Here is a 24,234-nt window from a genome sequence, read left to right as displayed (position 1 = left end):
CCGAAGGTCGCGCCCCAGCGGGCGCACGGGCTCACCCGACCGGAAGACCCGTACCGGGCCTGCCGAGCAACGTGCGGTCGCTGTCGTCTCGGCGAAGGGGTGGCGGCGCATGCCGTAGCCGATGTACCGAAGTACCGCTCTCGTGCTCACGCCGTACCCCAGCAGTGCGGGTGGTTACGCAGCTCCGCGTTCTGCACGGCGATGGAGCACGGGTCACCGGCTACGGTGCGATGCTCCTCCACCTGGGAGGACGTATCTCCCCTTGTTGTGACGACAGTTGAGACGTCCAGCAGTAGGGTTCAGAAGAGCGTGGAACGCTGGATCGCTGACGAGGAGCGCACGCCGCACGCGCAAAACCGGCTCGACACGTGCCGGGTGCGGTTCCTGCTCGGAGACCCCGAGGGTGAGATCACCCGCCAGCGCGAGGACGTCGAAGCGGCGGCGCTCACCGTCTCCACGCGCATCAGGATCACCCTGGAGAACCTGGACCGCCTCGGGCCGCTGGAAGGGCTTGAGGCGAGATTCAGCGAGGCCTCCGACGCCGCGAACCACGTGGGGCTGAGTGTCTTCCAGTTCGATCACGACGCGCTCGTCACGCCCCACTTGGCCCGCGTGATCGGACATGACTCCCCGATGCTCCACCTCCGCCGCCAGGGTGACGGGGGGATGTTCGACAGGTTCAAGGATCACGCGGAAGAGCTGTGGGAGCGAGGGGTACTGGTCTCATAGGGGCGTGCCCGAGTGTGTACGTCCTCACTCGGTGGTCAGCTCTTCTTGAGCGGGAGTAGCGCGCTGATCCGGAAGCCGCCGCCCGGGCGGGGGCCCGCGTCCAGGGTTCCGCCGACCATGCCGATGCGTTCCCGCATGCCGATCAGGCCGTGCCCGGCGCCGTCGGCGCCGCCGTCCTCGTACAGTTCGTGCGGCGAGCCGCGGCCGTCGTCCTCGATCAGCAGGCCGAGGCCGTCGTCGAAGTAGACCAGCCGCACGCTCGCCTTCGCCTCGGGGCCCCCGTGCTTGCGCGTGTTCGTCAGGGCTTCCTGGACGATCCGGTACGCCGTCAGCTCCACGCCGCTGGGCAGCCGCCGTGGCGCGCCCTCGACCTCGAAGTCCACGTCGAGCCCGGCCGCCCGGACCTGTTCGACCAGGACCTCGATCTGCTCGACGTCGGGCTGCGGCACGTAGTCCTCGGACTCCTGCGGCTCGCCCGTGCGCAGGACGCCCAGCAGTCGCCGCATCTCGGCCAGCGCCTGGCGCCCGGTGCCGGAGATGGTCTGGAGGGCCTCCTTGGCCTGTTCGGGGGCGGCGTCCATGACGTACGCGGCGCCGTCGGCCTGGACCACCATCACCGAGACGTTGTGCGCGACGACGTCGTGCAGCTCGCGGGCGATGCGGGCGCGCTCGGCGGCCACGGCCACCTTGGCCTGGGCCTCGCGCTCCTTCTCCAGGCGCTGGTTCCGCTCGACGAGCTGGGCGTAGTAGGCCCGGCGCGTGCGCAGCGAGTCGCCCATCACCCAGGCGAGGACGAAGGGGACGATGGCGAACAGGGTGAAGAGGATGTCGTTCGTGGGGGTTCCCTTGTCCATGCGGAAGCGCAGGGCGTAGAGGGGGGCGGCGGTGAAGCCGACGCAGAGCGCCGTACGGGAGAGGCGGCGCGAGACCTCGGCCGAGGCGGCGACCGTGTACAGGATGATCAGCATCCCGAAGTCGGCGTTGTGCACCTCGATGCCGACCAGCAGCTGATAGACGCCGGTCGCGACCGCCAGCCAGAACATCTGCCGTGTCCATCTGCGGCGCAGGGCCACGACCACGCCCAGGGCGAGCACCGAGACGACGGCGGCCAGCCGGATGGCGGTGCTGTTGAAGCTGTCGTCCGCGACCTGCAGCAGTCCGATCCCGCACAGGAGGACAGCCCAGAAGCTGTCGACGCCCGTCGGGTGTCTGCGGAGGAAGTCGTAGAGGCGCTGCACGTAACCCAGAGTAGGCAACGACGATAGGTGCTGGAGTCAACCACAGGTCCGAACCTGTCACCGGGGAAAGTACTCCCCAAGGTGGAGGCAGCATAGCCTTGGGGCGATGAGCACTCAGGGTGAAGCCATGGTTCCCGTCCGCTGGCGGACGGCGATGGAGGCCGCGCTGTACGGCCCCGGCGGCTTCTACGTGCGCCCCGGCGGGCCGGGTCCCGCCGGCCACTTCCGTACGTCCGTGCACGCCTCGTCGCTGTACGCGGGGGCCGTGGCCCGGCTGCTGCGGTGGGTGGACGCGGAACTCGGCCGTCCGGACGCGCTGGACCTGGTGGACGTCGGGGCCGGACGGGGCGAGCTGCTGGCCGGGGTGCTGGCCGCGCTGGAGCCGGAGACGGCGGCCCGGGTGCGCCCGTACGCCGTGGAGCGCGCGGCGGCGCCGGAGGGGCTGGAGGGGCTGGATCCGCGGATCCGCTGGGTTGCCGCACCGCCCGAACGGACGACGGGGCTGCTGTTCGCGAACGAGTGGCTCGACAACGTACCGCTGGACATCGCCGAGGACGGGCATTACGTCCTGGTCGCGCCCGACGGTACGGAGAGCCGGGGCGGGCCCGTGGAAGGCGAGGACCTGGCCTGGCTGGAGCGGTGGTGGCCGGGCGCGGGCCGCGCCGAGATCGGCCGGCCCCGTGACGAGGCCTGGGCGGCGGCGGTGGCGACCCTGGACCGGGGTCTGGCCGTGGCCGTCGACTACGCCCACACCCGGGACACCCGGCCCCCGTTCGGCACGCTCACCGGTTTCCGCGCGGGCCGGGAGGTCCCGGCGGTCCCGGACGGCGGCTGCGATGTCACCGCCCATGTGGCACTGGACGCCTGCGCGGGACCGGGCGCGGCCCTGCTGACCCAGCGCGAGGCGCTCACCGCCCTCGGCGTCAGCGGGGGCCGGCCCCCGCTGGCCCTCGCCTCGGCCGACCCGGCGGCGTACGTGCGCGCCCTGGCCGGCGCGGGCGAGGCGGCCGAACTCACCGCGCGCGGCGGGCTCGGGGACTTCGGCTGGCTGGTGCAGCCGGTGGGGATCCCGGCCTGGCGGCCGGGCGGCTAGGGGCAGCCGCTGCCGGACGGAGTCCGGCACAGCGGTCCGAAGCCGGGGAGGCCCGTCAGGGCCGAGCCGTGCGAGGGGCGCGTCAAGGATCAAAGCCGCTTCGCGCTGCGCAGCGTCGTCGCGTAGTAGCCGTTGCCGTCGAGCCGCGAGGTGCCGCCCTTGTCGCCGATGGTGGGGCCGTTGGCCTCTTCCCGGCTGGAGATGAAGATCTTGTGGCCGTCGGTGTCGGTGCCGAGGTAGATGCCGGTGTGGTCGAGGCGGTCGTTGGTGCGCGCGTCGAGCTTGAAGAACAGCAGGTCGCCCGGCTGGATCACGTCGATTGCGGTGGGCCGGTCCTCCGGGCCGATCCCCTTGAGCGGGAGGACGTCCGCGCCCAGGGCGGAGCGGGCCATCCCGTTCGCGGTGCGCGGCAGGCCGGCGCCCGGCTTGTCGTCGGGCATGAGGGGGTAGCGGGCCCGGTATCCGAAGACGGTGCGGATGAAACCGGAGCAGTCCATGGAGCGGTAGCGGGCGGTCTGGGCCTGCTTCTTGGTGCCGTTGCGGAAGGTGTACGGGGTGCCGAGGTAGTCGTAGAAGTCCGACTGTTCGAGGCGCAGGTCGTTGCCCTCGGAGCCGTTGGGGTTGATCGGGCCGAAGGAGGCGTCGCCCGCGTACGCGACGCCCTGCGCGTCCTTCTTCACCGGGGCCTGGTCTCCGTACTGGAACGCCATCGCGAAGACGTCGTCCTCCTGGCTCCCGAAGTACTTCTTGAACCACTCCTTGAACCACTTCTCGTTCTCCGCGCCTTGCTTCCAGGGTTCGGGCATGAGGCGGACCCAGTTCTCGGTCACGACGCGGGTCTTGGTGTTGGCGGGCTCGGTGAAGGTGCGGCTCGGTCCGGTGAGGGTGGCCGTCCGGGCGCCGTCGGTGAAGGTGGCCAGCACCTGGCCGTGGCCGTCGCGCATCACCGAGCGGTCGGGGCCCTTGAGGCGTTCCCACTGCTGGGCGTCCGCCTCGCCCGCCTTGAGGCCCGCCGCGATGTTCTTGTCGTCGACCACCTGGACGGCGGGCGCCTTGGCCTGCTCCTCGACGCGCAGCGCGTACGTGAGGTAGCCGCTCGCGGCCAGCAGCGTGACCACGGTGACGGCGTGCAGCGCGGGGCGGATGCGGCTCTTCGGCTTGGCGGTCATGCGGGGTGCTCCGGGCGGTTGGAGGGGGGCGGGGTGGGGCGGGGCGGGTAGGGACGGGACGGGCTCAGGCGGCCGGCATGGCGCCGAGCAGGATGCCGGCGGTCAGCACGACGTAGGTCATGAGCGTGGCGCTGCCGGTGGCGAGCAGGGTGGCGCCCTTGGGCTGGCGGACCAGCTGGTACGCGATCAGGCCGGGCACGATGAAGCCGAGGGTCTGGTTGGCGTAGAGGAGCGGGAACTCCATCTGGAGCACGATCACCACGGTGGCCTGGAGCAGGACGCCGAGCAGCACGACGGCCGCGAACAGCCGCTTGCCGTAGAGGATCACGAAGCGCTGGACGACCAGCGTCAGCACGTACGTCATCACGGTCACGCCGACGACGAGGGCGGCGCGCTGGAGGTCCTCCAGCAGGGTCAGCGCCAGCCAGCCGGGGGTGATCATTCCGCCGGGGGAGAGGTTGGTCGTGAGGTAGCAGACGAGCGAGAACAGCAGGCCCAGCGCGATGCCGATCGCGGCGATCTCGGGGGTGAGGACGGCGGGGATCAACGGGGTTCTCCTGGGTTCTGCCGGTGCCCCTGCCGGGGGAACGGGTGGACCTGCGGCGGCTGCGGCTGCGGTTGCGGTTGCGGCTGCGGCCAGGCCGGTACGGGAGTGGCGGCGGCGATCCCGAGGGGATCCACCGGGCCCGCCGGCCGATCGCCTGCGCGGCCCTGCGGTACGACCCCGTTGGGGACACCCGGGTAGGGGGCACCCGCGTGAGGCGCACCTCCGTCCGGGACACCCGGGTACGGGGCGGGGGTCTGGGGTGCGGCCCCGTGTGGGGTGCCTGCGTAGGGGGCGCCCGCGTGAGGCGCACCTCGGTCCGGGACACCCGGGTATGGGGCGGGGGTCTGGGGTGCGGCCCCGTGTGGGGCGCCTGCGTAGGGGGCGCCCGTGTACCCGGCGCCCACGTACCGGTCCGCCGCATAGGGATCTCCGGCGTACGGATCCCCGGGGTAGGGGTCCCCGGCGTACGGATCCCTGGGGTAGGGGTCCGCGCCGTAGCGGTCCCCGGCGTACGGGTCCGCGCCGTAGCGGTCCCCGGCGTACGGGTCCGCGCCGTAGCGGTCCGCGGCGTGCGGGTCGGCCGCGTGCGGGTCCGCCGCGTACGGGGCCAGGGGGCGGGTGGACATCGGGGGCGTCGGGGGCGGGGTGGTGTCGGGTGTCGGGGCCGACTCGTCCGGTGGGAGGTCCGCGAGGTGGTCCAGGAGGACCTCGCCCTGGCCGTGGATGTTGCCGATCGCCACGAGCGAGGAGCTGGCCCCGAGGTGGCCGAGCAGCTCGTGCAGGAACTCCTCGCCGTCGCGGTGGTCGCCGCCCAGGTCCACGGCGCGGTCGCGCCACTCGGCCGGGATCGCGTCGATGGCGCTGCGGGCCGGATGCCCGATCACGAACACCTTGTCGGGCCGCAGTTCCGGGATGATCGCGCCCATCTGCCCGTTGCGCTCGACCCGGTCGGGCCGACAGTTGATCACCACGTTCAGCGGGCGGTCCACCGCCCCGAGGTCCAGCAGCTGGTTGATGTTCATCAGCGTCGACTCGGGGTCGTTCGCCGCGAACACGTTGGCGAAGCGCAGCCGCTTCCCGCCGGGGGCCAGGTACCGCTCGACCGACAGCACGCCCGGGTCCGGCGGGGCGTCGTACATGCCCTGGAGGGCGGTGGCCCGGTCGATGCCGAGGAGTTCGGCGACGGTGAGCGCGATGGCCACGTTCTCCTTGAAGGTGAACCAGCTGAACCCGCGCAGCTCCTCGTCGCTGACCGTGTCGGGGTCCGCGTACAGGAGTTGGCAGTCCCGGGCGTCGGCCTCCTCCTGGAGGACGGCGAAACGCTCCTTCTCGGCGGTGACGCAGATCCCGCCGTACGGCATCGAGCGCGAAAGGGACCGCGCGATGTCGTCCAGCGTCGGGCCCATCTCGGCGACGTGGTCCTCACGGACGTTGCACAGCACGCCGATCGTCGACTGGATCAGCTTGGACTGGTTGATCTCCTGGAGTGCCGGCATGACCGCCATGCACTCCATGACCAGCGCGTCCGGCCGGTAGGCGGCGGCGCGCCGCACGATGCCGATCTGCTCGACGACGTTGGCGATCCCGAACTTGCGGTAGACGGGTTCCTCGGTGGCGTCGGGGTGGATGAACCGGGCCGCCGTGCCCGTGGTCTTCGCGACCGTGGTCAGCCCGCCGCCGCGCAGCGCGCCCGCGCACAGCCGGGTGATCGAGCTCTTTCCGCGGATGCCGTTGACCAGCACCCGGTTCGGTATCTGGTCGAGGCTGGCGAAGTGCCGGCGCTGCTCGACGATGCCGGCAACCAGCATGATCGCGCAGCAGACGAGCAGCACGCAGTAGAGGAAGAGCACGGGGATCAGTTCCTTCCGGCTGGGGCGGCGGACGACTGCCCGCCCGCCTCGGCCTGCTTACTGCGCTGCTGCTGTTGCTGCTGGAGCTGCTGCCGGATGATTTCCAGGCTCCGCGTCACGGCGCCCACCTCGTCGTGGTGGCGCGGGTAGAGCACCGTGCGCCGGTCGCCGTCGGCGAGCGCCTCGGCGCGCCGGGCGAGTTCGCGGAGCGGGCCGACCACGATGATCACGAGCCAGCCCAGGCTGGCCGCGCCGACCGCGAGGCCGAGCAGGCCGGCGAGGACGGTGCGGTTCTGCAGGCTGTACTCGTGGATGGCCAGGCCCTTGGCGGACTGCCAGCTGACCACGGTCCAGTCCAAGGGCTTGGCGGCGCCGCCGCCGACGAACGGGGCCGCGGCCGCGATGACGTGGTCGCCGCCGCTGCGGTAGAGGATGCTGCCGGGCCGGGGGGACATGCCGACCTTGAGGGCGGAGCCCTCGACGAGGGCGTCGAGCCGCTCGTCGTCGAGCTTCTCGAACGCCCGGTAGCCGCTGTTGGAGGCGATGACCCGGTGCTTGGAGTCCACCACCCGGATCTCGCCGAGACCCGGCCGCTTGAGCAGGGAGTTGAGGAAGTCGATGCGGAACTCGCCGACGATCGCCGTGCCGTCCCGGTCGGGTATCTGGGCCGTCGCGATGACGACCGGCTCCTTGGCGCCGTCGTGAAGGGCGATCGGTTCTTCGCGGGGGCCCTTGCCGTCGGCGGCCTGCGGGTCGTCGCCCGCCCGGGCGAGGATCTTGCCGTTGGCGTCGAGCACGTAGAGGGACTGGTAGCGCAGGTGTTCGTGGAGGGTGCGCTCCAGGACGGTGCGCATGTGCGGCGCGCCGGTGTCCTCGCCCATCAGCGAGGCCACGGAGAGCAGGTCGGCGTGGCCCTCGTTGAGCGCGCGCCGGATCCGGTCGTTGAGGGTGTCGGTGCGCTCCCGCTGGTCGTTGACCAGCTGCTGGGGGACGACGACCTCGTCCCCGGCCCGGTTGACGAGCAGCCCCAGGGGGACGCACCAGGCCAGCAGCAGCACCCCGCACAGGGCGACGAGCGTACGGGCGCCCGTACGCCGGAGTCGTCCGCCGCGGCGGCGCGGGGCGGCGGCGGCCTCGTCGCCCGATTCGTCGAGCAGCTGGCGGCGCAGCCGCTCCAGCGCGGTCCCGATCCGGGCGGCCTCGCCGCCCCGGGGGACGGTGACGCGCCGGGTCAGGTCGCCGCGGGTGAGCCGGCGGCTCTCCAGGAACAGGGCGATCAGCGGGCGCTGCACGGTGCCGATCAGCAGCGCGATGACCAGGGCGCCGACCAGCAGCAGGGCGCCGGCCAGGACCAGCCCGGCGAAGGCGTCCGAGGTGCGCTCGGCGCTCTCCGCGACGTTGACCATGGCGACGACGGTCAGTTCCAGGCTGGTGGCGCCGGTTCCGACGCCCGGTTCCGGGCCGGCCAGGCGTGCGTAGCCGGCGGCGGCGCGTTCGCCTGCCCACTCGCCGCCCATCAGGCTGCCGCTGACTCCGAGGAAGCCGCCGGAGCCGGGCTCCTTCGTGCTCAGGGGGTGCGCCTCGGCCCGCTCGGCGGCGGTTTTGGCGAAGGAGGCCAGCTGCTTGGTGTCGCGTTTGACGTCGGCGCGCTGGAGGTCGGTGAGCACCATCTCGGGCTCGGGGATGCCGTCGTTGCTGAGCACGGAGCCGTCGGGCCCGACGACGGCGATGGCCCGGAAGTTGCCGAGGCTGATGCCGGGGAAGCGCAGGCTGCTGGAGGCGACGAGCAGCTGCTGGGGCTGGCCCTGCCAGGACAGCAGGGAGAGCGTCAGCAGACGGGTCTCGCCATTGGCCAGCTTGACCATCCGGGGGGCCAGGCCGCCTTCGCCGGAGAGCTTGGCGCGGTCGATGGCGGTCAGCGGGAGGTTCTCGCCGCGGGCGGCGAGCAGCCGGCCGGAGCTGATCTCGACGACGGCGGTGCCGCGCCACTTCTGGTAGACGCTGCCGATCCGGTCGAGGACGGCGTCCGGGGCCACCGGCTTCCCGGTGGAGAACAGGGCCGCGGACCGGTTGAGGTCGGTGACGCTCTCGTCGAGGGAGGCGCGCAGTGCGATCGCGCCGTCCTCGGCGAAGTGCTGCTGCGAGGTGAGCACGGCCGCGGGCAGTCTGTCCTCGCGGACGCTGCCCAGGCTCAGGGCCGTGAACCCGGCGAGGGCGAGCAGCAGCACCGACAGCACGGTGATCGGCGGCCTGATGCCACCGAGCAGCGACATGTCGGCCCTGCGGCGGGCCTTGCGCCGCCGCGTCTTGCGCGATGCGGCCACAGCGGGGGCTCCTCTCCTGGACGCGGGAATCGGGGATGCGTAGCGGCGATGCGGTGACGTGTGCGGTGCGGTGCGCGGTGCGGCGTGGTGCGATGCGGTGTGCCCGGCGCGGCGTCAGTCGGGCAGGTCCTGCAAGGGCCGCAGCCCGTCCTTGGCGGCGCCGCGGTTGAGCATGGTGCCCTGGGTGCGCTCGAAGGCCAGCCGGTAGCGGGCCTTCTGCTCGGGCAGCAGGTTCTTGTCGTCGCGCAGGGCCTCGGCCACGTTGACCAGGCGGTGGTCGCGCACCGGCTTGGCGTCGCCCCCGGCGGGCGCGTCCGCCCCCGGGGTGCTCTCGGGGTCCGGCGGGATGTCGGTGAAGGTCGGCACGAACCGGGCCCGCACCTCCCACGCGCCGTTCTTCTCCGTGAAGTCGAACCAGCCGATGGCGCCCTCCTCGGTCAGACCGGTGGGCACGTCGTGGCGGGCGAGCTGGTTGCCCAGCCCGTAGGCCACCCAGGTGCCCCCGACCTTCTCCATCGGCTGCACGACGTGCGCGTGGTGGCCGATGACCAGGTCGATCCCGGTCTCCTTGGCGATCCGGCGGGCCAGCTGCAACTGCGGGTTGCTCGGGTTGGGCTGGTGCTCACGGCCCCAGTGGATGGAGAGGATCACCACCTCGGCGCCGGCCGCGCGGGCCTTCTTCTCGGCGGCGGCGATGTCCTTGAAGCCGATGAGGTTGGCCATCCAGGGCTTGTCCTGGGGGACCTCGCGCCCGTTGAAGCCGAAGGCGAAGGAGATCTGGGCGACCTTCACGCCCTTGACGTCCAGGATCAGCGGCTTGTCGGCCTCGGCCTGGTCGCGGGCGGAGCCGGTGTGCTTGAGGCCTTCCCGGTCCAGGGTGTCCAGGGTGTTGCGGACGCCGTCCTCGCCGTGGTCGAGGGTGTGGTTGGAGGCCGTCGAGCAGGTGTCGTAGCCGACGTTCTTGATCGTCTTGGCTATCTGCGGCGGCACGAGGAAATCGGGGTACGTCTGGAAGGGGCCGTTCGGCCGGCCGAGTACGGGCTCCATGTGGCAGATCCCGAGGTCCGCCTTGCTGATGACCGGCTTGACCCCGGCCAGGATCCGGTCGAAGTCGTAGCCCTTGTGCCCGGCCGCCTTGGCGTCCCGGGCGGCCTGGTCGGTCAGCTGGGGGTGGATCAGGATGTCGCCGGCGGCGGCGACGCTGAACGAACGGCCCGGGCTTCCCTTGGCGCCGGCCCCTGCCCCGTCGCCCGACTCCGCCGTCGGGTCGCCGAAGGGGCCGCACGCCACGAGCGAGAGGCTCAGCGGGAGGGCGAGCAGTGCGGCGGCTCGGGTCCGGGCGGAGACCAGTCGGGTGGGGCTGATTATCACTGGGCTATTTTCAGTCAACGATGAGTCCGAAAATCACAAGGAACGTAACGATTGCTGCGGCACTCGCCGGGGCGATCTTGGCGCTGGTGGCATACGTCACCCCTGGTTACACGGGTTCGTCCGGAAAGGCGCCGGAATCGGAATCATCCAATCCGCCCATTGCGGAGGAAGTCGATCTCCTGAAGCGGGTGACCCGTTTCACGTCGGAATTCGGGATGACGGGCGGCTATCGCGCCCCCACCTCGGTCGAGAGAGCGGCCTTGGTTGAGGCGGTTTCTTCCCTTTTCGACGGGAATCCCGAGGAGGCGCGCACCCGGCTGGCCGAGCTGGACTACGCCCTCGACACCTTCACCGACAAGGCCAGCGGCCGCCGCTTCGCCGAGGTCTCCGACGCGGCGGCCCGGCCCGGCTCCGCCAACCGGGGCTGGGGGCGGGTCTACGTCGAGCTGGGCGAGCGGCCGCGCTGGTCGGTCCAGGTCCCGCACCCGGTCGCGGACCGGGACACGGAGCGGCTGGGCGTCAAGGTGCTGCGCGCGGCCCCGGGCGGCGTCATGGTGCTGGCGGGGGCCCACCGTACGGCGGGCAAGTCCGGCGACGACGCGGCCGACGGCGCCGCGGAGGACGCGGCCGACGAAGCGGCCGGGGGCGGGGGCGAGGCCGAGGGCGAGGGCGACGTGGCCGACATGGCGCACCGCACCGACTCGGTGTTCCACGCCGTCATCGCCGAACTGACCCGCCGGGGCCTGCCGGGAATCCAGCTCCACGGCTTCGCCGACGACTCCGCCCCCGGTACCGACGCCGTCGTCTCCACGGGCGCCGGGGACGCGGCCGTCGAGGACGGCGTGCGTCTCGCCGGGGTGCTGCGCGGCAAGGGCGTCACGGCGTGCCGGGCGTGGGCCACCCACTGCAAGCTGTCGGGCCGGACCAACGAGCAGGGCCGGCTGGCCGCCGCGCGCGAGACGCGCTTCCTGCACCTGGAGCTCAGCCGGAGCGTCCGCGCCAGCCCCCGCCGGATGGCGGCGACCGCCGACGCGATCGCGTCCGTCACCGCAGTCTGGTCGAAGAGCTGGTCGAAGAGCTAAGGGCCGGCATCCCCGACGGGATACCGGCCCCCAGCATGACTCGGTTACTCGGTTACTCGGTTACTCGGTTACTCGGTGACCTCGTGGCCGTGGCCGTCGTGCAGGCCGCCGCCGCTGCCCGCGTCGCCGTCGGTCGGCTCGGAGACGACCGGCTGCGACAGCGGAGCCAGGTCGAACGCGTAGTGGCCGACCGCGTCCGCGATGACGTCGACGTTGATGTCGAGCGCCTTCTGGTCGATGTTGGTGATGTCGTCACCCTTGGCGTGGTAGTTCACGTCGTAGGCGACACCCGCCTGACCGCCAAACTTCGCAGCCTGCTCCGGCGTCTTGATGCCCTCGGCGCCCGTGAACGTACCGCCCGACGGGATGCCGACCTCGATGAACGGGCCGTAGTCCGAGCGGCCCGTGAAGTCCGTGCCCTCGTGCGGGACGTTCTTGGAGTCGAGGAAGGAGTTGATCCCCTTCTCCAGCTGCGCCGAGCCCTCCGGACCGGGGCCGGCGCCGACACCGTCCGAGTTGTCGCCGTCGTACACGAAGTACGCGGAGTTCGGCGAGGCGATCATGTCGAAGTTCAGGTACAGCTTGATCTGCTTCTTCTGGGCGTCCGTCAGCCCGGCGACGTACGCCTCCGAGCCGAGCAGGCCGAACTCCTCCGCCGACCACCAGGCGAACTTGACCTTGTTGTTGATCTTCGACTGGCTGCTCGCGAGGCGCTGCGCGACCTGGAGGATGCCGGCCGAACCGGAGCCGTTGTCGTTGATGCCCGGGCCCGCCGCGACCGAGTCGAGGTGCGCGCCGAGGAAGACGGTGTTGTTCTCGTCGCCGCCCCGGGTCTCCGCGATCACGTTGTACGACGTGCGGTTCTCGCGCAGCTCGCGGATGTCCAGGGTGACCTCGACCGGGCCGGCCGCGGCCTCGGCGGTGAGCTTCTCGCCCGCCTCCTGGGTGATGCCGCCGGTCGGGACCTTGCCCGCGGCCGGGTCGCCGAGGGTGCCGTTCAGGGGGCCCGCGGTGTTGTTGTAGATGATCGCGCCGACGGCGCCGGCCGCCGCCGCGTTCTGCTGCTTCGCGGCGAAGGTGCAGCCGCCGCGCTTGACCAGCGCGATCTTGCCGGTGAAGGTGCCGGCCGCGAAGTCGCCGGGCTCGCAGCCGTTCGTACCGTCGGCGTCGACCGGGGCGACCGCGACCTGCGCCGTCACACCGTCCTGCGGGCCGCTCGCGGTGTACGTCATCAGCTCGATCGGGACATCGCGCCCGGCCGAGCCGTTCACCGTGAGCTTCTCGGAGATCGTCTCCACGTAGACGAACTCGAACTCGTTCTTCGTGACCTTGTAGCCGGCCGCCTTCATCACGGCCTCGACGTACTGCGCGGACTGCGCGTGGCCCTTCGAACCGGCCACGCGGGTGCCGTTGTTGTAGTCCGCGATGGACTGGAAGACCTTCAGGTGGTTGTAGGCGCCCTTGCCGGTCGCCTCCTTGACCAGCTTCCTCGCCAGGGCGTCGCCCCGGGCGGCGTCACTCTGCGGGCTGGTGGCACCGGCGGGACCGGCGAGCAGCAGCGGGGATACGAGGGCCACGGTCGCCAGGGCGGCGGTCGCTGCGGCTATACGGCGTGAGGGCATGGAGGTCCTTTCACGGCAGTTGCAGGCATACGGGCATACGGGCATGCGGAAGGAGAGTGCGCACTGCGTGGGGGAGTGGTGGACGCACGTTAAACAGCAAGTCGCCACTCTGGCCAGAGTTTTCACCGATTCCGGTTTATGAATTCCGTATATCGGTGACTCTGGCCGCCTGAAACAGGCCAAGTCCCCCTAGCGGAGGATGCCCTCTATGAAATCCGAGCCGATCCGCGCAACCAGGGTCAGATCCAACTGATGGTGGACATAACGCCCCTGACGCCACGTGCGCAGCAGCCCGGCCTTCTTCAGCGCGGCCAGGTGCCGGGACACCTCCGGCGCGGATATGCCGTGCACCGTGGCGAGTTCGCTGGTGGTGTACGGGGCGCGGGCCAGGCTCCGGCACAGCATCATCCGCATCGGATGGGCCAGGGCCTCCATGCGGCGCACGAGGGTGTCCACCGAGGCGGAATCGGGAGCCAGTTCGGGTGAGTTGAGCGGATAGTGGACCACCGGCCGCCAGCCGGGGGCGTGCAGCACGAGCAGGTGCGGCCAGCCGAAATGGGTCGGAACGAAGACCAGCCCCTCCCCGATCCGGGGATCGGTGGCGGTGGCGGAGCCGTTGACCATCTTGTCGACGGTGATCAGGGTCCGGGCCTCGTCCACGCTCAACGCCGAGGAGACCTCCTTCAGCGCGGCGGGCAGCCCCTTGCGGCGCAGCACCTCGGTCTTGTGCCGGGCGTCGGCGGCCTGCTGGGGCCCGATCCGCTTCCAGGTCTCGCCGAAGAAGGCCTCGTCGCACTCCTCCAGGAGCCGCCGCAGCCAGACCCGTACGGCGGCGGTGTCGTCCAGCAGCCGCAGCGAGAATTCGAGCTGGAGGGGGCCGCGGGCGGCGGCCGTCTCCAGCGCCTTGGTGCGGGCGGCCGGGCTGACGAGCGGGGAGGGCCCGCCGCCCTCGTTGTAGAGCGCGAGCCGGCAGTGCTCCAGGGCGGCCATCACGAACCGCTCGTCGTCCATCCGGTCGAGTACGTCGAGTTCCTCGGCCAGCGTCCCGGCGGGCAGCCCGGACCCTCCGGGGACGCCTGCGAAGGCCATGAAGATGTCCGAGAAGGAACTCCGCCACATGAAGTCCGCCTCCAGCAGCCGGTCCGCGAGGCTGGTGTCGAGCCCGGCGGCGGTGGCGGAGGTCCAGGAGGCGAGCCCGGGGTGATGGGCGGGCTGCGAGAGCGCGTGCAGCGTCATGCAGAGCTCCGAGAGCGGAGAGGGCGCGAAGCGGATGCGCTCCGCGGGAAGCCCGGCGATGTCGATGGTGACGCTCATCGCCCCATTCTGTGGGGTGCGCCGGCCGGGCGGAACGGGGGAGTACGCCGTCCGGCCGCTGCACTGGCCGCGCGGGACGGGTGGCTGGGCCGGCTGCCCCAGAGCCGCTGCGCCGGCCGCGCGGGGCGGGGTTCGGGCCGGGCCCCCTGGGGCTCCGCCCCAGACCCCGCGCCTCAAACGCCGGCGAGGCTGGATGTGGGCCCCGCCGGCCGGCTGGCGCCGGAGGGACGGCCGCGTGTGGTCGCTGCGCTGGCCGCGCGGGGCGGGGCTCGGCGGTCATTCCAGCCCCGCCGGGCAACTCCAGCCTCGCCGGCGTTTGAGGCGCGGGTCCGGGCGGAGCCCGGTGCCCGGCGGAGCCGGGTTTGCCCCGCCGGGGCGTGCCTGTCCGGCCCCGCCGGGGCGTGCCTGTCCGGCCCCGCCGGGGCGTGCCTGTCCGGCCCCGCCGGGGGCGTGGCCCCGTCTCGTTCCGCCCCGCGAGGGCTACAGACGGGACAGGAAGTCCGCGGCCGCCGAGGTGACGTCCTCCGGGGTCCATGACAGGCCCGGGGTCGTGATCTCCAGTTCCGTCATCGCCAGGCCGGCGGGGCCCTCGGGGTGCCAGCGGCGGAAGAGGACCGTGCCCGTCTCCTCCGCCTGGCGCAGTCCCGCGTCCGTCAGGCGGTCCGCCTCGTACGGCAGCCACACCTGGAACTGGTGCGTGTGCGGCACCTCCGGGTTGATCCGGAACCACGGGGCCCCGGCCGAGGCGAACGCGGAGCCCAGCGCCTCCGCGACCATGCGCGCCTGGACCACGTACGACGGCAGGCGCGGCAGCTCCCGCTCCAGCCCGGCCAGCCCGGACAGCGCCTGCGGGAACTGCCGGAAGACCTGGCCCCCGTACCGGTGCCGCCAGACCCTCGCCTCCGAGATCAGCGAGGACGAGCCCGCCAGGCACGCCCCGCTGATGCCGCCCAGCGACTTGTACAGCGAGACGTAGACCGAATCCGCCAGCCCCGCGATCTCCGGCAGGGGACGGCCGAAGTGGACCGTGGACTCCCACAGCCGGGCCCCGTCGAAGTGGATCACCGCGTCCCGTTCCCGCCCGGCGGCGACCACGTCCTCCAGCTCCTCCCACGACGGCAGGAGGAACCCCGCGTCCCGCAGCGGCAGCTCCAGCATCAGCGCCCCGAAGGGTTCCGGGACCTCCCGGACCTCCGCCGCCGTGGGCTGCCGCGGCTCGTCCGTCACGTGCACCGTGCGCAGGCCGGAGACCAGCGACACCGCGCCGCCCTCCCACCGCTCCGGGTGGCTCATCGGGTGCAGCGCCACGACCGGGTTCCCCGTCCGCCCCGCCCAGCACCGCAGCGCGATCTGCTGGGCCATCGTCCCGGACGGGAAGAACGCCGCGTCCTCCATTCCCAGCAGCTCCGCCACCCGCCGCTCCAGCCGGGCCACGACCCCGTCCCCGTACACATCGGCCGGCTCGTCGGCACCAGCACCGGCACCAGCACCGGCACCGGCGTCGGCCGCGGCGACCGTCAGAGCCGCCAGCAGTTCCCCCACCGTCGGCTCCAGCAGGCTCCGGGTCAACACCCGGTCGGCCCCGCGCCACGCCGCCACCAGCCGCTTCTTCCGCTCCAGGTCATCCGTCATGCCCCCGATCATCGCGGACCGGCCGACACGCCAGGAGCTAGCATGGCGGCGTATCGTCCGGTACCCCCCGCGGACTGGAACGGAAGGCACTCCCCGCGTGAACTCATCCCAGCAACCGCGACCTGCCCGGCTCACCGTCGGCGTGGTCGGGGCCGGCCGTGTCGGCCCCGCGCTGGCCTGCGCGCTCCAGCAGGCCGGGCACCGGCCCATCGCCGTGTCCGGCGTCTCCGACGCGTCCCGGCGGCGCGCCGCGGAACTGCTGCCCGACGTGCCCCTCGTACCGCCCGCGCAGGTCCTGGAGTACGCGGACCTCGTCCTCCTCACCGTCCCCGACGACGCGCTGCCCGCCCTCGTCGAGGGCCTCGCCGAGACCGGCGCGATCCGGCCGGGACAGCTCCTCGTCCACACCTCCGGGCGCTACGGGACCTCCGTGCTGGACCCCGCCCGCCGCGCGGGCGCGCTCCCGCTGGCCCTGCACCCCGCGATGACCTTCACCGGGACCATGGTCGACGTCCAGCGCCTGGCCGGCTGCTCCTTCGGCGTGACCGCCCCCGAGGAGCTGCGGCTGGCCGCCGAGGCCCTGGTCATCGAGATGGGCGGGGAGCCCGAGTGGATCGCGGAGGAGAACCGTCCGCTCTACCACGCGGCCCTGGCCCTCGGCGCGAACCACCTGGTCACCCTGGTCGCCCAGGCCATGGAGCTGCTGCGCACGGCCGGTGTCGAGCGCCCCGACCGGATGCTCGGCCCGCTGCTCGGCGCGGCCCTGGACAACGCCCTGCGCTCGGGTGATGCCGCCCTCACCGGCCCCGTGGCCCGCGGTGACGCCGGTACGGTCGCCGCGCACGTCTCGGAGCTGCGCAGGCACGCCCCCGGCGCCGTCGCCGGCTACCTGGCCATGGCCCGCGCCACCGCCGACCGCGCCCTGGCGAGCGGCCTGCTCAAGCCCGAACTCGCCGAGGACCTGCTCGGCGTCCTCGCGGGCGCCGAAGGGAGCAACGACCGATGACCGCCGAGCTGCTGCTCAACACCGCCGGGGAGCTCCGCAAGCTCCCCCGCACCGGCCGCCGCGCCGTCGTCATGACCATGGGCGCCCTCCACGAGGGCCACGCCGCCCTCATCCGCTCCGCCCGCGAGCTCGTCGGCCCCGAGGGCCAGGTCGTGGTCACCGTGTTCGTCAACCCCCTCCAGTTCGGGGCCAACGAGGACCTCGACCGCTACCCCCGCACCCTCGACGCCGACCTCCGCATCGCCCAAGAGGCCGGCGCCGACGCCGTGTTCGCCCCGGCCGTCGACGAGGTCTACCCCGGCGGCGACCCGCAGGTGCGGATCAGCGCCGGCCCCATGGGCCAGCGCCTCGAAGGCGCCACCCGCCCGGGCCACTTCGACGGCATGCTCACCGTCGTCGCCAAGCTGCTCCACCTCACCAGCCCCGATCTGGCCCTCTTCGGCCAGAAGGACGCGCAGCAACTGGCCCTGATCCGGCGGATGGTGACCGACCTGAACTTCCCCGTCGAGGTGGTCGGCGTACCGACCGTCCGCGAGGAGGACGGTCTCGCGCTGTCCTCCCGCAACCGCTACCTGTCCACCACGGAGCGCCGCACGGCCCTCGCCCTGTCCCGCGCCCTGTTCGCCGGCCAGGACCGCCTCGCCGCCCAGGCCGCCCTGGTCGCCCGCGCCGAGGCCGACCCGTCGAGCGACGAGCGGGCCACCGCCCTGGCCCGGCTCGGCGAGATCCGCGCCTCCGCCGACGCGCACGCCGTCTCGGCCGCGGGCGCCGGACTGCCCGGCGCCGGCCTGCCGGACGCCGTACGGGCCGCCGCGCGGCACGTCCTGGAGGAGGCGAGCCGCTACGATCCGCCCCTCGAACTGGACTACCTCGCCCTGGTCGACCCGCGAGACTTCACCGACGCCGGCCCCGACTTCACCGGGCAGGCCGTGCTGGCCGTCGCCGCGAAGGTCGGCACGACCCGGCTGATCGACAACATCCCATTGGAGTTCGGAGCACACCCGTGAGCACCCCAGGCACCGCCGCCGGCACAGGCACCCCCGGCACCGGCATACGGCTGCACGCCCCTGCCCCCGGCTGGGCCGTCGAGGCCGACGTCGTGGTCGTCGGCTCGGGCGTCGCGGGCCTGACCGCCGCCCTGCGCTGCGCCGCCGCCGGCCGCCGTACCGTCGTGGTCACCAAAGCCAGGCTCGACGACGGCTCCACCCGCTGGGCCCAGGGCGGCATCGCCGCGGCCCTCGGCGAGGGCGACACCCCGGAGCAGCACCTCGACGACACGCTCGTCGCGGGCGCGGGCCTGTGCGACGAGGCCGCCGTCCGCCTCCTCGTCACCGAGGGCCCGGACGCCGTACGCCGCCTCATCGAGGCCGGCGCGGTCTTCGACACCTCCGCCGAGACCGGCGAGATAGCGCTGACCCGGGAAGGCGGCCACCACCGCCGCCGGATCGCGCACGCCGGCGGCGACGCCACCGGCGCCGAGATCTCCCGCGCCCTCGTCGAGGCCGTCCACGCGGCCGGTATCCGCACCGTCGAGAACGCCCTAGTCCTGGACCTCCTCCAGGACGCCGAGGGCCGTACGGCCGGAGTCACCCTGCACGTCATGGGCGAGGGCCAGCACGACGGCGTCGGCGCCGTCCACGCGCCCGCCGTGATCCTCGCGACCGGCGGCATGGGCCAGGTCTTCTCCGCCACCACCAACCCGTCGGTGTCCACCGGCGACGGCGTGGCCCTCGCCCTGCGCGCCGGGGCCGAGGTCTCCGACCTCGAATTCGTCCAGTTCCACCCGACGGTGCTCTTCCTCGGCCCGGACGCCGAGGGGCAGCAGCCCCTCGTGTCGGAGGCGGTCCGCGGCGAGGGCGCGTACCTCGTCGACGCGGACGGCGTCCGCTTCATGGTGGGCCAGCACGAACTCGCCGAGCTGGCCCCGCGCGACATCGTCGCCAAGGGCATCATGCGCCGCATGCAGGAGCAGGGCGCCCAGCACATGTACCTGGACGCCCGGCACTTCGGCGCCGAGATGTGGGAGCACCGCTTCCCGACCATCCTCGCCGCCTGCCGCTCCCACGGCATCGACCCGGTCACCGAGCCCATCCCGGTCGCGCCCGCCGCGCACTACGCCTCCGGCGGCGTACGCACCGACCTCCAGGGCCGCACCACGGTCCCCGGCCTGTACGCGTGCGGCGAGGTCGCCTGCACCGGCGTGCACGGCGCGAACCGCCTCGCCTCCAACTCCCTGCTGGAGGGCCTGGTCTTCGCCGAGCGCATCGCCGAGGATATCGCCGCCCACGCGCCCGCCGGCAGCGGCCCGGGCATTCCGGTGCCCGCCACCGGCCCGCTCCAGCCCGCCGAGGCGCGGTACGAGATCCAGCGCATCATGACGGACGGCGCGGGCGTGCTCCGCTCCGCCGAGTCCCTGGGTACGGCGGCCGAGGCCCTCGAAGGCCTCTACACGACGGCCCTGACGGAGCTGGAGTCCCAGGGCAAGACCGCCGTGCCCGGCACCGAGACCTGGGAAGCCACGAACCTGTTGTGCGTGGCCCGGGTCCTGGTCGCCGCCGCCCAGCGGCGCGCGGAGACCCGCGGCTGCCACTGGCGTGAGGACCACCCCGACCGGGACGACGCCCACTGGCGCCGCCACCTCGTCGTCCGGCTGTCCGCCACCGAGCGGCGGGCCCTGGTCGTCACCCCCACCGACACCGCGGACCTTCCGTCCGTACGGCACCCCCTGAGCCAGGAGCAGTCATCGTGAGCACCCCCGAATCGCACGAGCACGCCGAGCTTCCCCTCCTCGACGAGACCGCAGGCGGCTGCGGCGACGACTGCGCCTGCGGGGAGGGCGAGGAGACCGGCCTCGACCCGAACCTGGCCCAGCTGCTCGCGGACGCGGGCCTGGACCCGATCGAGGTCGAGGACATCGCCCACATGGCGATCTCCGAGGACCTGGACGGCGGGGAGGACGTGACCACCGTCGCCACCGTCCCCGAGGACGCCGTCGCCACCGCCGACTTCACGGCGCGCGAGGCGGGCACTGTCGCCGGCCTGCGGGTCGCCGAGGCCGTCCTGTCGGTCGTCTGCACCGACACCTTCGAGGTCGAACGGCACGTCGAGGACGGCGCGCGCGTCGAGGCCGGCCAGGTGCTGCTGTCGGTCACGGCCCGTACCCGGGACCTGCTGACCGGCGAGCGCAGCGCGCTGAACCTGCTTTGCCTGATGTCGGGCATCGCGACGGCGACCCGCAAGTGGGCCGACGAGCTGGAGGGCACCAAGGCGAAGGTCCGCGACACCCGCAAGACCACGCCCGGCCTGCGCTGCCTGGAGAAGTACGCGGTCCGCTGCGGCGGCGGCGTCAACCACCGCATGTCGCTCTCGGACGCGGCGCTGGTGAAGGACAACCACGTGATCGCCGCGGGCGGTGTCCGGGAGGCCTTCGAGGCGGTGCGCGAGCAGTTCCCCGACCTGCCCATCGAGGTGGAGGTGGACACCCTCCAGCAGGTGCGCGAGGCCCTGGACGCGGGCGCGGACCTGATCCTGCTCGACAACTTCACGCCGATCGAGACCGAGGAGGCCGTCGCGCTGGTCCACGGCCGCGCGGTGCTGGAGTCCTCGGGCCGGCTGACCGTGGCCAACGCCCGCGTGTACGCCGAGACGGGCGTCGACTACCTCGCGGTGGGCGGGCTCACCCACTCCTCCCCGATCCTCGACATCGGCCTCGACCTGCGCGAGGCGGTGTAACCCGTGCTCCTCACCATCGACGTGGGCAACACCCAAACGGTTCTGGGTCTGTTCGACGGTGACGAGATCGTCGAGCACTGGCGCATCTCGACCGACCCGCGCCGGACCGCCGACGAGATGGCCGTCCTGATGCAGGGCCTGATGGGCACGCACCCGATGCTCGGCAGCGAGCTCGGCGACGGCATCCACGGCATCGCGATCTGCTCGACGGTGCCGTCGGTCCTGCACGAGCTCCGCGAGGTCACCCGCCGCTACTACGGCGATGTCCCCGCGGTGCTCGTGGAGCCCGGTATCAAGACGGGCGTGCCGATCCTCATGGACAACCCCAAGGAGGTCGGCGCGGACCGCATCATCAACGCGGTCGCGGCCGTCGAGCTCTACGGCGGGCCCGCGATCGTCGTCGACTTCGGCACGGCGACGACCTTCGACGCGGTCTCGGCGAAGGGCGAGTACGTGGGCGGGGTGATCGCCCCGGGCATCGAGATCTCCATGGAGGCCCTCGGCGTCCGCGGCGCGCAGCTCCGCAAGATCGAGCTGGCCCGCCCGCGCAACGTGATCGGCAAGTCCACGGTCGAGGCGATGCAGTCGGGCGTGGTCTACGGGTTCGCCGGCCAGGTCGACGGCGTCGTGACCCGGATGGCCAAGGAACTCGCGGGCAAGCAGGGCGACCCGGACGACGTCCGCGTCATCGCCACGGGCGGCCTGGCCCCCATCGTCCTCGGCGAGTCCTCGGCCATCGACGACCACGAACCGTGGCTGACGCTGATCGGCCTGCGGCTGGTCTACGAGCGCAACGCGCCCAACTTCGACTGACCGACGGCCCCGGCTCCCGGCCCCCGGCCCCCGGCTCCCGCGCGGGGACCGGGGGCCGGCCCGTCATACGGGCGGACGGCCCGGCGTGGGGGCCGGCGGCGGACTGGGCAGCGGCGGACCGGGGTTGGGCGGCAGCTCCGGGTGGCCGGGGTTGCGGTGCTTGTCCATCGTCACCTTGTCCCAGGTGAGCCGGTAGACGCCCAACGGCGGGAACAGCTCGACCCGCACCGGGTAGCCCTGCTCCGCGCAGGATCCGCACAGCAGGTCGCGCGGGGCGCCGGGCGCCGTCGTACGGGCCGCCCGTACCGGTTCCCGCCAACAGGCCTCACAGGTCACGACGTCCGTCACGGTGGTCTCGAACTCGGCTGTGATCACTCGCTCGACCTCACTTCGACCGTGGTGCTCGGGGTGGTTGGGGTGCTCGTACCGGTTGGGGTGTTCGGCGTGTTCTTCGTGTGCGGGGTGGTCTTGTCGGATGGACCGTCGCCCCTGTCGATCTCGACCCAGACGGTGTCGGCGCCGCCCCTGCCGCGCACATGACCGAACCGGCCCCCCGCGGCCAGGGCGCCGAGCAGCGCCGCGTGCGCGGTCGAGGTCAGTTCCGCGGGCAGGTCCGCCTCGATCCGGATCCGGTCGCCGGTCGCCTCGGTGCGGGTCTCGGCGCCGCCGAGCGCCGCGCTGAGCAGGGCGGCGAGGGCCGCTGCTTGTGTCTCGGCGGAACACACGGGTCCCCCTCAGGTGAGCTCAGGGCGAGCAGTCGATCACCCCTCGTGATGCTGAGCAATCAGCTTTAACCTGATGGGTTAACTTTGTCAACGTCGGCCAACGCAGGACGGACGTGTACAGGACGGCCCAAATGCCCCGTGAATCCACGTACTTGCAGGTGTTCGAGTCCATCCGGGCTCGTATCGAGGCGGGGGAGTGGTCGATCGGCGACAAACTCCCGTCCCGCGCGCGCTTCGCCCGCGAGTACGCCGTCGGACAGAGCGTCACCCAGCGCGCGATGGAGCGGCTGATCATCGAGGGGTTCCTCGAAGGCCGCGCCGGTTCCGGGACGTACGTGCGCACCCCGCGCCGGCGGATGCGCATGCTCCGCACCCGCCGCACCGACCCCGGCGCCGGCAGCCCGTTCCGTACCGAGGCCGCCGTGCACGGACTCGCCGGAACCTGGGACTCCAAGACCGACGCCCGGGTCCCCGCGCCCGAGCGGATCGCCGGACGCCTCGCGATCGCCCCGGGCGACCCCTGCGTTCTGACGTACTACGAGTTCATGGCCGACGGCAGCCCCGTCGAACTCTCCGAGTCCTGGGAGCCGTTGGCCATCACCGAGGGCACCCCGATCGTGCTGCCGGAGGTCGGCGACCTGCGCGGCGCCGGGGTCATCGCCCGCATGAAGTCCATCGGCGTCACCGTCGCGACCGTGCTGGAGGTCCCGCGCCCGTCCCGCGCCACCCAGGTTCAGGCCAACCTGCTCGGCATCAGCGTCGGTGACCTGATCACGGAGATCGAGCGCACCTACTTCGACACCGACGGCCGCCCCGTGGAGACCGCCGACCTCGTGGTCCCCGACGCCCGCTACGAGATCGCGTACGCGTTCCCCGTGGACTGAGCGGTCTCGGGCAAGCGCGAATTCCGCGGAAATGGCCGGAACGGGCCCGCCGCGGGGTTACCGTCGCCCACGGAAGTACCGCGACCTCGTCCACGGCGCCACGAGCGCCCGTGACCGGAGGAGACACCATGACCGCTCCGACCGACTGGCAGAAGTCCTCGTTCTGCGGCGAGGGGGACGCCTGTGTGTACGTCGCCGCCACGCCCGGCTCCCTCGTCCGGGTCGCCGACCGGGTCGACCCGGCGCACCTCGTCATGGCCACCACACAGGCCGCCTGGGCGGACTTCCTCCGTGCCGTCAAAGAGACCGCCTGACCCGGCGATCCGACGACCCGGCGTGCTGCGCCGCGCCGCGCCGGGTAGGGGCACCTTCAGGGGATTTTGTCCGATTAGCGCGTATCTTCGGCCCATGCCCACGCCCTACGGATCCCGCGGCGGCATGGCGTTCAGCGCCGCCGAGCTGCACGTGCTCAGGCGTTCGCTCGCCCACGCCCTCCAGTCCTCCACGGCCCCCCTGCCGGCCGCCGAGGTTTCGGACTGCCTGCGCCTCGCGCAGTCGGTGGACGAAGCGGTCCAGGAGGCGGGACGGCTCAGAGCGTTCCTCCTCGAAGACCTGGCCCGCTACCGCGGCGCCCTGCCCGGCAGCCTCTCCGGCTACCTGGAGCTGCTGCGGGACGCCCTGGCCGCCGGGTACGAGCCGGTGCCCGACGATCTCGCCGCGCTGCGCGCGCTCCGCGCCAACCCGGTCGCGGCCGCGCTGCTGGAGCGGGCCCAGGGCGTCGCGGAGCGCTCCGTACGCCGCAGGCTGACCGCCGCCCTCGCCCAACTGCCGGTGGGCATGCCCCCGGCGCCCCGGACCCGGCTGCGGGCCCTGGCGGGCGGGCGTGGCCTCGCGGCGGCGGAGGAGCGGCCGGGCGACCGCCGGCCCGAGCCCAAGCCCGAGCCCACCCCCACCACACAGCCGAAGGGGCCGGCGCGCCCCGCGCGGCCCTCGGAGCGGCCGTCCGAGCGGCCCATTCCGACGCCCGGCGAGGTGTTCCCGCCACGCCGGAAGCCCACCCCGCCCCCGGCGGCCGGCCGCGCCGCCGTGTAGCTACGCTGGGG

Annotated in this window: 21 protein-coding genes and 1 pseudogene; 11 read left to right on the top strand and 11 right to left on the bottom strand. The window is 72.8% G+C overall.

Annotated features, from left to right (window positions below):
* Window positions 1-369 precede the first annotated feature (369 nt).
* Window positions 370-729 (top strand): annotated as a pseudogene (locus tag MTF65_RS12625) (XRE family transcriptional regulator); the annotation flags it as partial.
* Between the two features lie 35 nt (window positions 730-764).
* Here MTF65_RS12625 and MTF65_RS12620 read toward each other — a convergent pair.
* On the bottom strand, window positions 765-1,967 hold the full coding sequence (locus tag MTF65_RS12620; RefSeq protein ID WP_243628745.1) for a sensor histidine kinase: 1,203 nt from the start codon (window positions 1,965-1,967) through the stop codon (window positions 765-767).
* Window positions 1,968-2,073: 106 nt separating this feature from the next.
* On the opposite strand from MTF65_RS12620, the gene MTF65_RS12615 reads away from it, so the two are divergent.
* Entirely contained in the window at window positions 2,074-3,060 is a 987-nt protein-coding gene (locus MTF65_RS12615) for an SAM-dependent methyltransferase (protein ID WP_243628744.1), read from the top strand.
* An 89-nt stretch (window positions 3,061-3,149) separates the two neighbouring features.
* Here MTF65_RS12615 and MTF65_RS12610 read toward each other — a convergent pair whose 3' ends face one another.
* The 5 genes from MTF65_RS12610 to MTF65_RS12590 all read right to left on the bottom strand — a co-directional run bounded on the left by MTF65_RS12610 (window position 3,150) and on the right by MTF65_RS12590 (window position 10,315).
* Window positions 3,150-4,229 (bottom strand): NlpC/P60 family protein, encoded by a 1,080-nt coding sequence (locus MTF65_RS12610; protein ID WP_243628743.1) that lies wholly within the window; start codon window positions 4,227-4,229, stop codon window positions 3,150-3,152.
* Window positions 4,230-4,293: 64 nt separating this feature from the next.
* Window positions 4,294-4,776, bottom strand: a complete 483-nt coding sequence (locus tag MTF65_RS12605) for a poly-gamma-glutamate biosynthesis protein PgsC/CapC (RefSeq protein WP_243628742.1) — start codon at window positions 4,774-4,776, stop codon at window positions 4,294-4,296.
* Window positions 4,773-6,626 carry a poly-gamma-glutamate synthase PgsB gene (gene pgsB / locus MTF65_RS12600; protein WP_243628741.1) on the bottom strand — a complete coding sequence of 618 codons (1,854 nt, stop codon included), beginning with the start codon at window positions 6,624-6,626 and terminating at the stop codon, window positions 4,773-4,775. Before pgsB ends, MTF65_RS12605 begins: the two co-directional genes overlap by 4 nt.
* 5 nt (window positions 6,627-6,631) lie before the next feature.
* On the bottom strand, window positions 6,632-8,899 hold the full coding sequence (locus MTF65_RS12595) for a HAMP domain-containing protein (RefSeq protein ID WP_243629055.1): 2,268 nt from the start codon (window positions 8,897-8,899) through the stop codon (window positions 6,632-6,634).
* Between the two features lie 165 nt (window positions 8,900-9,064).
* Window positions 9,065-10,315, bottom strand: a complete 1,251-nt coding sequence (locus MTF65_RS12590) for a CapA family protein (protein ID WP_243629054.1) — start codon at window positions 10,313-10,315, stop codon at window positions 9,065-9,067.
* Window positions 10,316-10,509: 194 nt separating this feature from the next.
* Here MTF65_RS12590 and MTF65_RS12585 point away from each other — a divergent pair, with 194 nt between their 5' ends.
* The gene (locus tag MTF65_RS12585; RefSeq protein ID WP_243628740.1) at window positions 10,510-11,403 is read left to right on the top strand and encodes a hypothetical protein; all 894 of its coding nucleotides are present in this window, start codon (window positions 10,510-10,512) and stop codon (window positions 11,401-11,403) included.
* Window positions 11,404-11,471: 68 nt separating this feature from the next.
* Here the strand turns inward: MTF65_RS12585 and MTF65_RS12580 are convergent, their stop codons facing one another.
* The 3 genes from MTF65_RS12580 to MTF65_RS12570 all read right to left on the bottom strand — a co-directional run bounded on the left by MTF65_RS12580 (window position 11,472) and on the right by MTF65_RS12570 (window position 15,971).
* Entirely contained in the window at window positions 11,472-13,025 is a 1,554-nt protein-coding gene (locus MTF65_RS12580; protein ID WP_243628739.1) for a M28 family metallopeptidase, read from the bottom strand.
* Window positions 13,026-13,214: 189 nt separating this feature from the next.
* Entirely contained in the window at window positions 13,215-14,339 is a 1,125-nt protein-coding gene (locus tag MTF65_RS12575) for a DUF5937 family protein (protein WP_243628738.1), read from the bottom strand.
* Window positions 14,340-14,819: 480 nt separating this feature from the next.
* Window positions 14,820-15,971: a low specificity L-threonine aldolase gene (locus tag MTF65_RS12570; RefSeq protein ID WP_243628737.1), complete on the bottom strand. Its 1,152-nt coding sequence runs from the start codon at window positions 15,969-15,971 to the stop codon at window positions 14,820-14,822.
* Window positions 15,972-16,068: 97 nt separating this feature from the next.
* Here MTF65_RS12570 and MTF65_RS12565 point away from each other — a divergent pair, with 97 nt between their 5' ends.
* The 5 genes from MTF65_RS12565 to MTF65_RS12545 are packed head-to-tail and all read left to right on the top strand — an operon-like array spanning window position 16,069 to window position 21,522.
* Complete coding sequence (locus MTF65_RS12565; protein WP_243628736.1) at window positions 16,069-16,977, top strand: Rossmann-like and DUF2520 domain-containing protein; 909 nt, start codon at window positions 16,069-16,071, stop codon at window positions 16,975-16,977.
* A complete protein-coding gene (gene panC, locus MTF65_RS12560; protein WP_243628735.1) occupies window positions 16,974-17,984 on the top strand; it encodes a pantoate--beta-alanine ligase in 1,011 nt (336 codons plus the stop codon). Before MTF65_RS12565 ends, panC begins: the two co-directional genes overlap by 4 nt.
* A complete protein-coding gene (locus MTF65_RS12555) occupies window positions 17,981-19,726 on the top strand; it encodes an L-aspartate oxidase (RefSeq protein WP_243628734.1) in 1,746 nt (581 codons plus the stop codon). Before panC ends, MTF65_RS12555 begins: the two co-directional genes overlap by 4 nt.
* Window positions 19,723-20,709 (top strand): carboxylating nicotinate-nucleotide diphosphorylase, encoded by a 987-nt coding sequence (gene nadC / locus MTF65_RS12550; protein WP_243628733.1) that lies wholly within the window; start codon window positions 19,723-19,725, stop codon window positions 20,707-20,709. Before MTF65_RS12555 ends, nadC begins: the two co-directional genes overlap by 4 nt.
* A 3-nt stretch (window positions 20,710-20,712) precedes the next feature.
* Window positions 20,713-21,522 carry a type III pantothenate kinase gene (locus MTF65_RS12545; protein ID WP_243628732.1) on the top strand — a complete coding sequence of 270 codons (810 nt, stop codon included), beginning with the start codon at window positions 20,713-20,715 and terminating at the stop codon, window positions 21,520-21,522.
* A 63-nt stretch (window positions 21,523-21,585) separates the two neighbouring features.
* Here MTF65_RS12545 and MTF65_RS12540 read toward each other — a convergent pair whose 3' ends face one another.
* Entirely contained in the window at window positions 21,586-21,897 is a 312-nt protein-coding gene (locus MTF65_RS12540) for a hypothetical protein (RefSeq protein WP_243628731.1), read from the bottom strand.
* Window positions 21,894-22,247: a hypothetical protein gene (locus MTF65_RS12535; RefSeq protein ID WP_243628730.1), complete on the bottom strand. Its 354-nt coding sequence runs from the start codon at window positions 22,245-22,247 to the stop codon at window positions 21,894-21,896. Before MTF65_RS12535 ends, MTF65_RS12540 begins: the two co-directional genes overlap by 4 nt.
* A gap of 131 nt (window positions 22,248-22,378) precedes the next feature.
* Between MTF65_RS12535 and MTF65_RS12530 the strand changes: the two genes are divergently transcribed.
* From MTF65_RS12530 to MTF65_RS12520, 3 genes are all read left to right on the top strand, one after another.
* Window positions 22,379-23,131, top strand: coding sequence for a GntR family transcriptional regulator (locus MTF65_RS12530; RefSeq protein WP_243628729.1), 753 nt, complete (start codon window positions 22,379-22,381; stop codon window positions 23,129-23,131).
* Window positions 23,132-23,259: 128 nt separating this feature from the next.
* A complete protein-coding gene (locus MTF65_RS12525) occupies window positions 23,260-23,445 on the top strand; it encodes a DUF397 domain-containing protein (RefSeq protein WP_243628728.1) in 186 nt (61 codons plus the stop codon).
* A 94-nt stretch (window positions 23,446-23,539) separates the two neighbouring features.
* Window positions 23,540-24,223, top strand: a complete 684-nt coding sequence (locus MTF65_RS12520) for a hypothetical protein (RefSeq protein WP_243628727.1) — start codon at window positions 23,540-23,542, stop codon at window positions 24,221-24,223.
* Window positions 24,224-24,234 lie beyond the last annotated feature (11 nt).

This window comes from Streptomyces sp. APSN-46.1, assembly GCF_022815725.1.
Taxonomy (GTDB): Bacteria; Actinomycetota; Actinomycetes; order Streptomycetales; family Streptomycetaceae; genus Streptomyces.
This window is presented reverse-complemented; position numbering and strand designations above follow the sequence as displayed.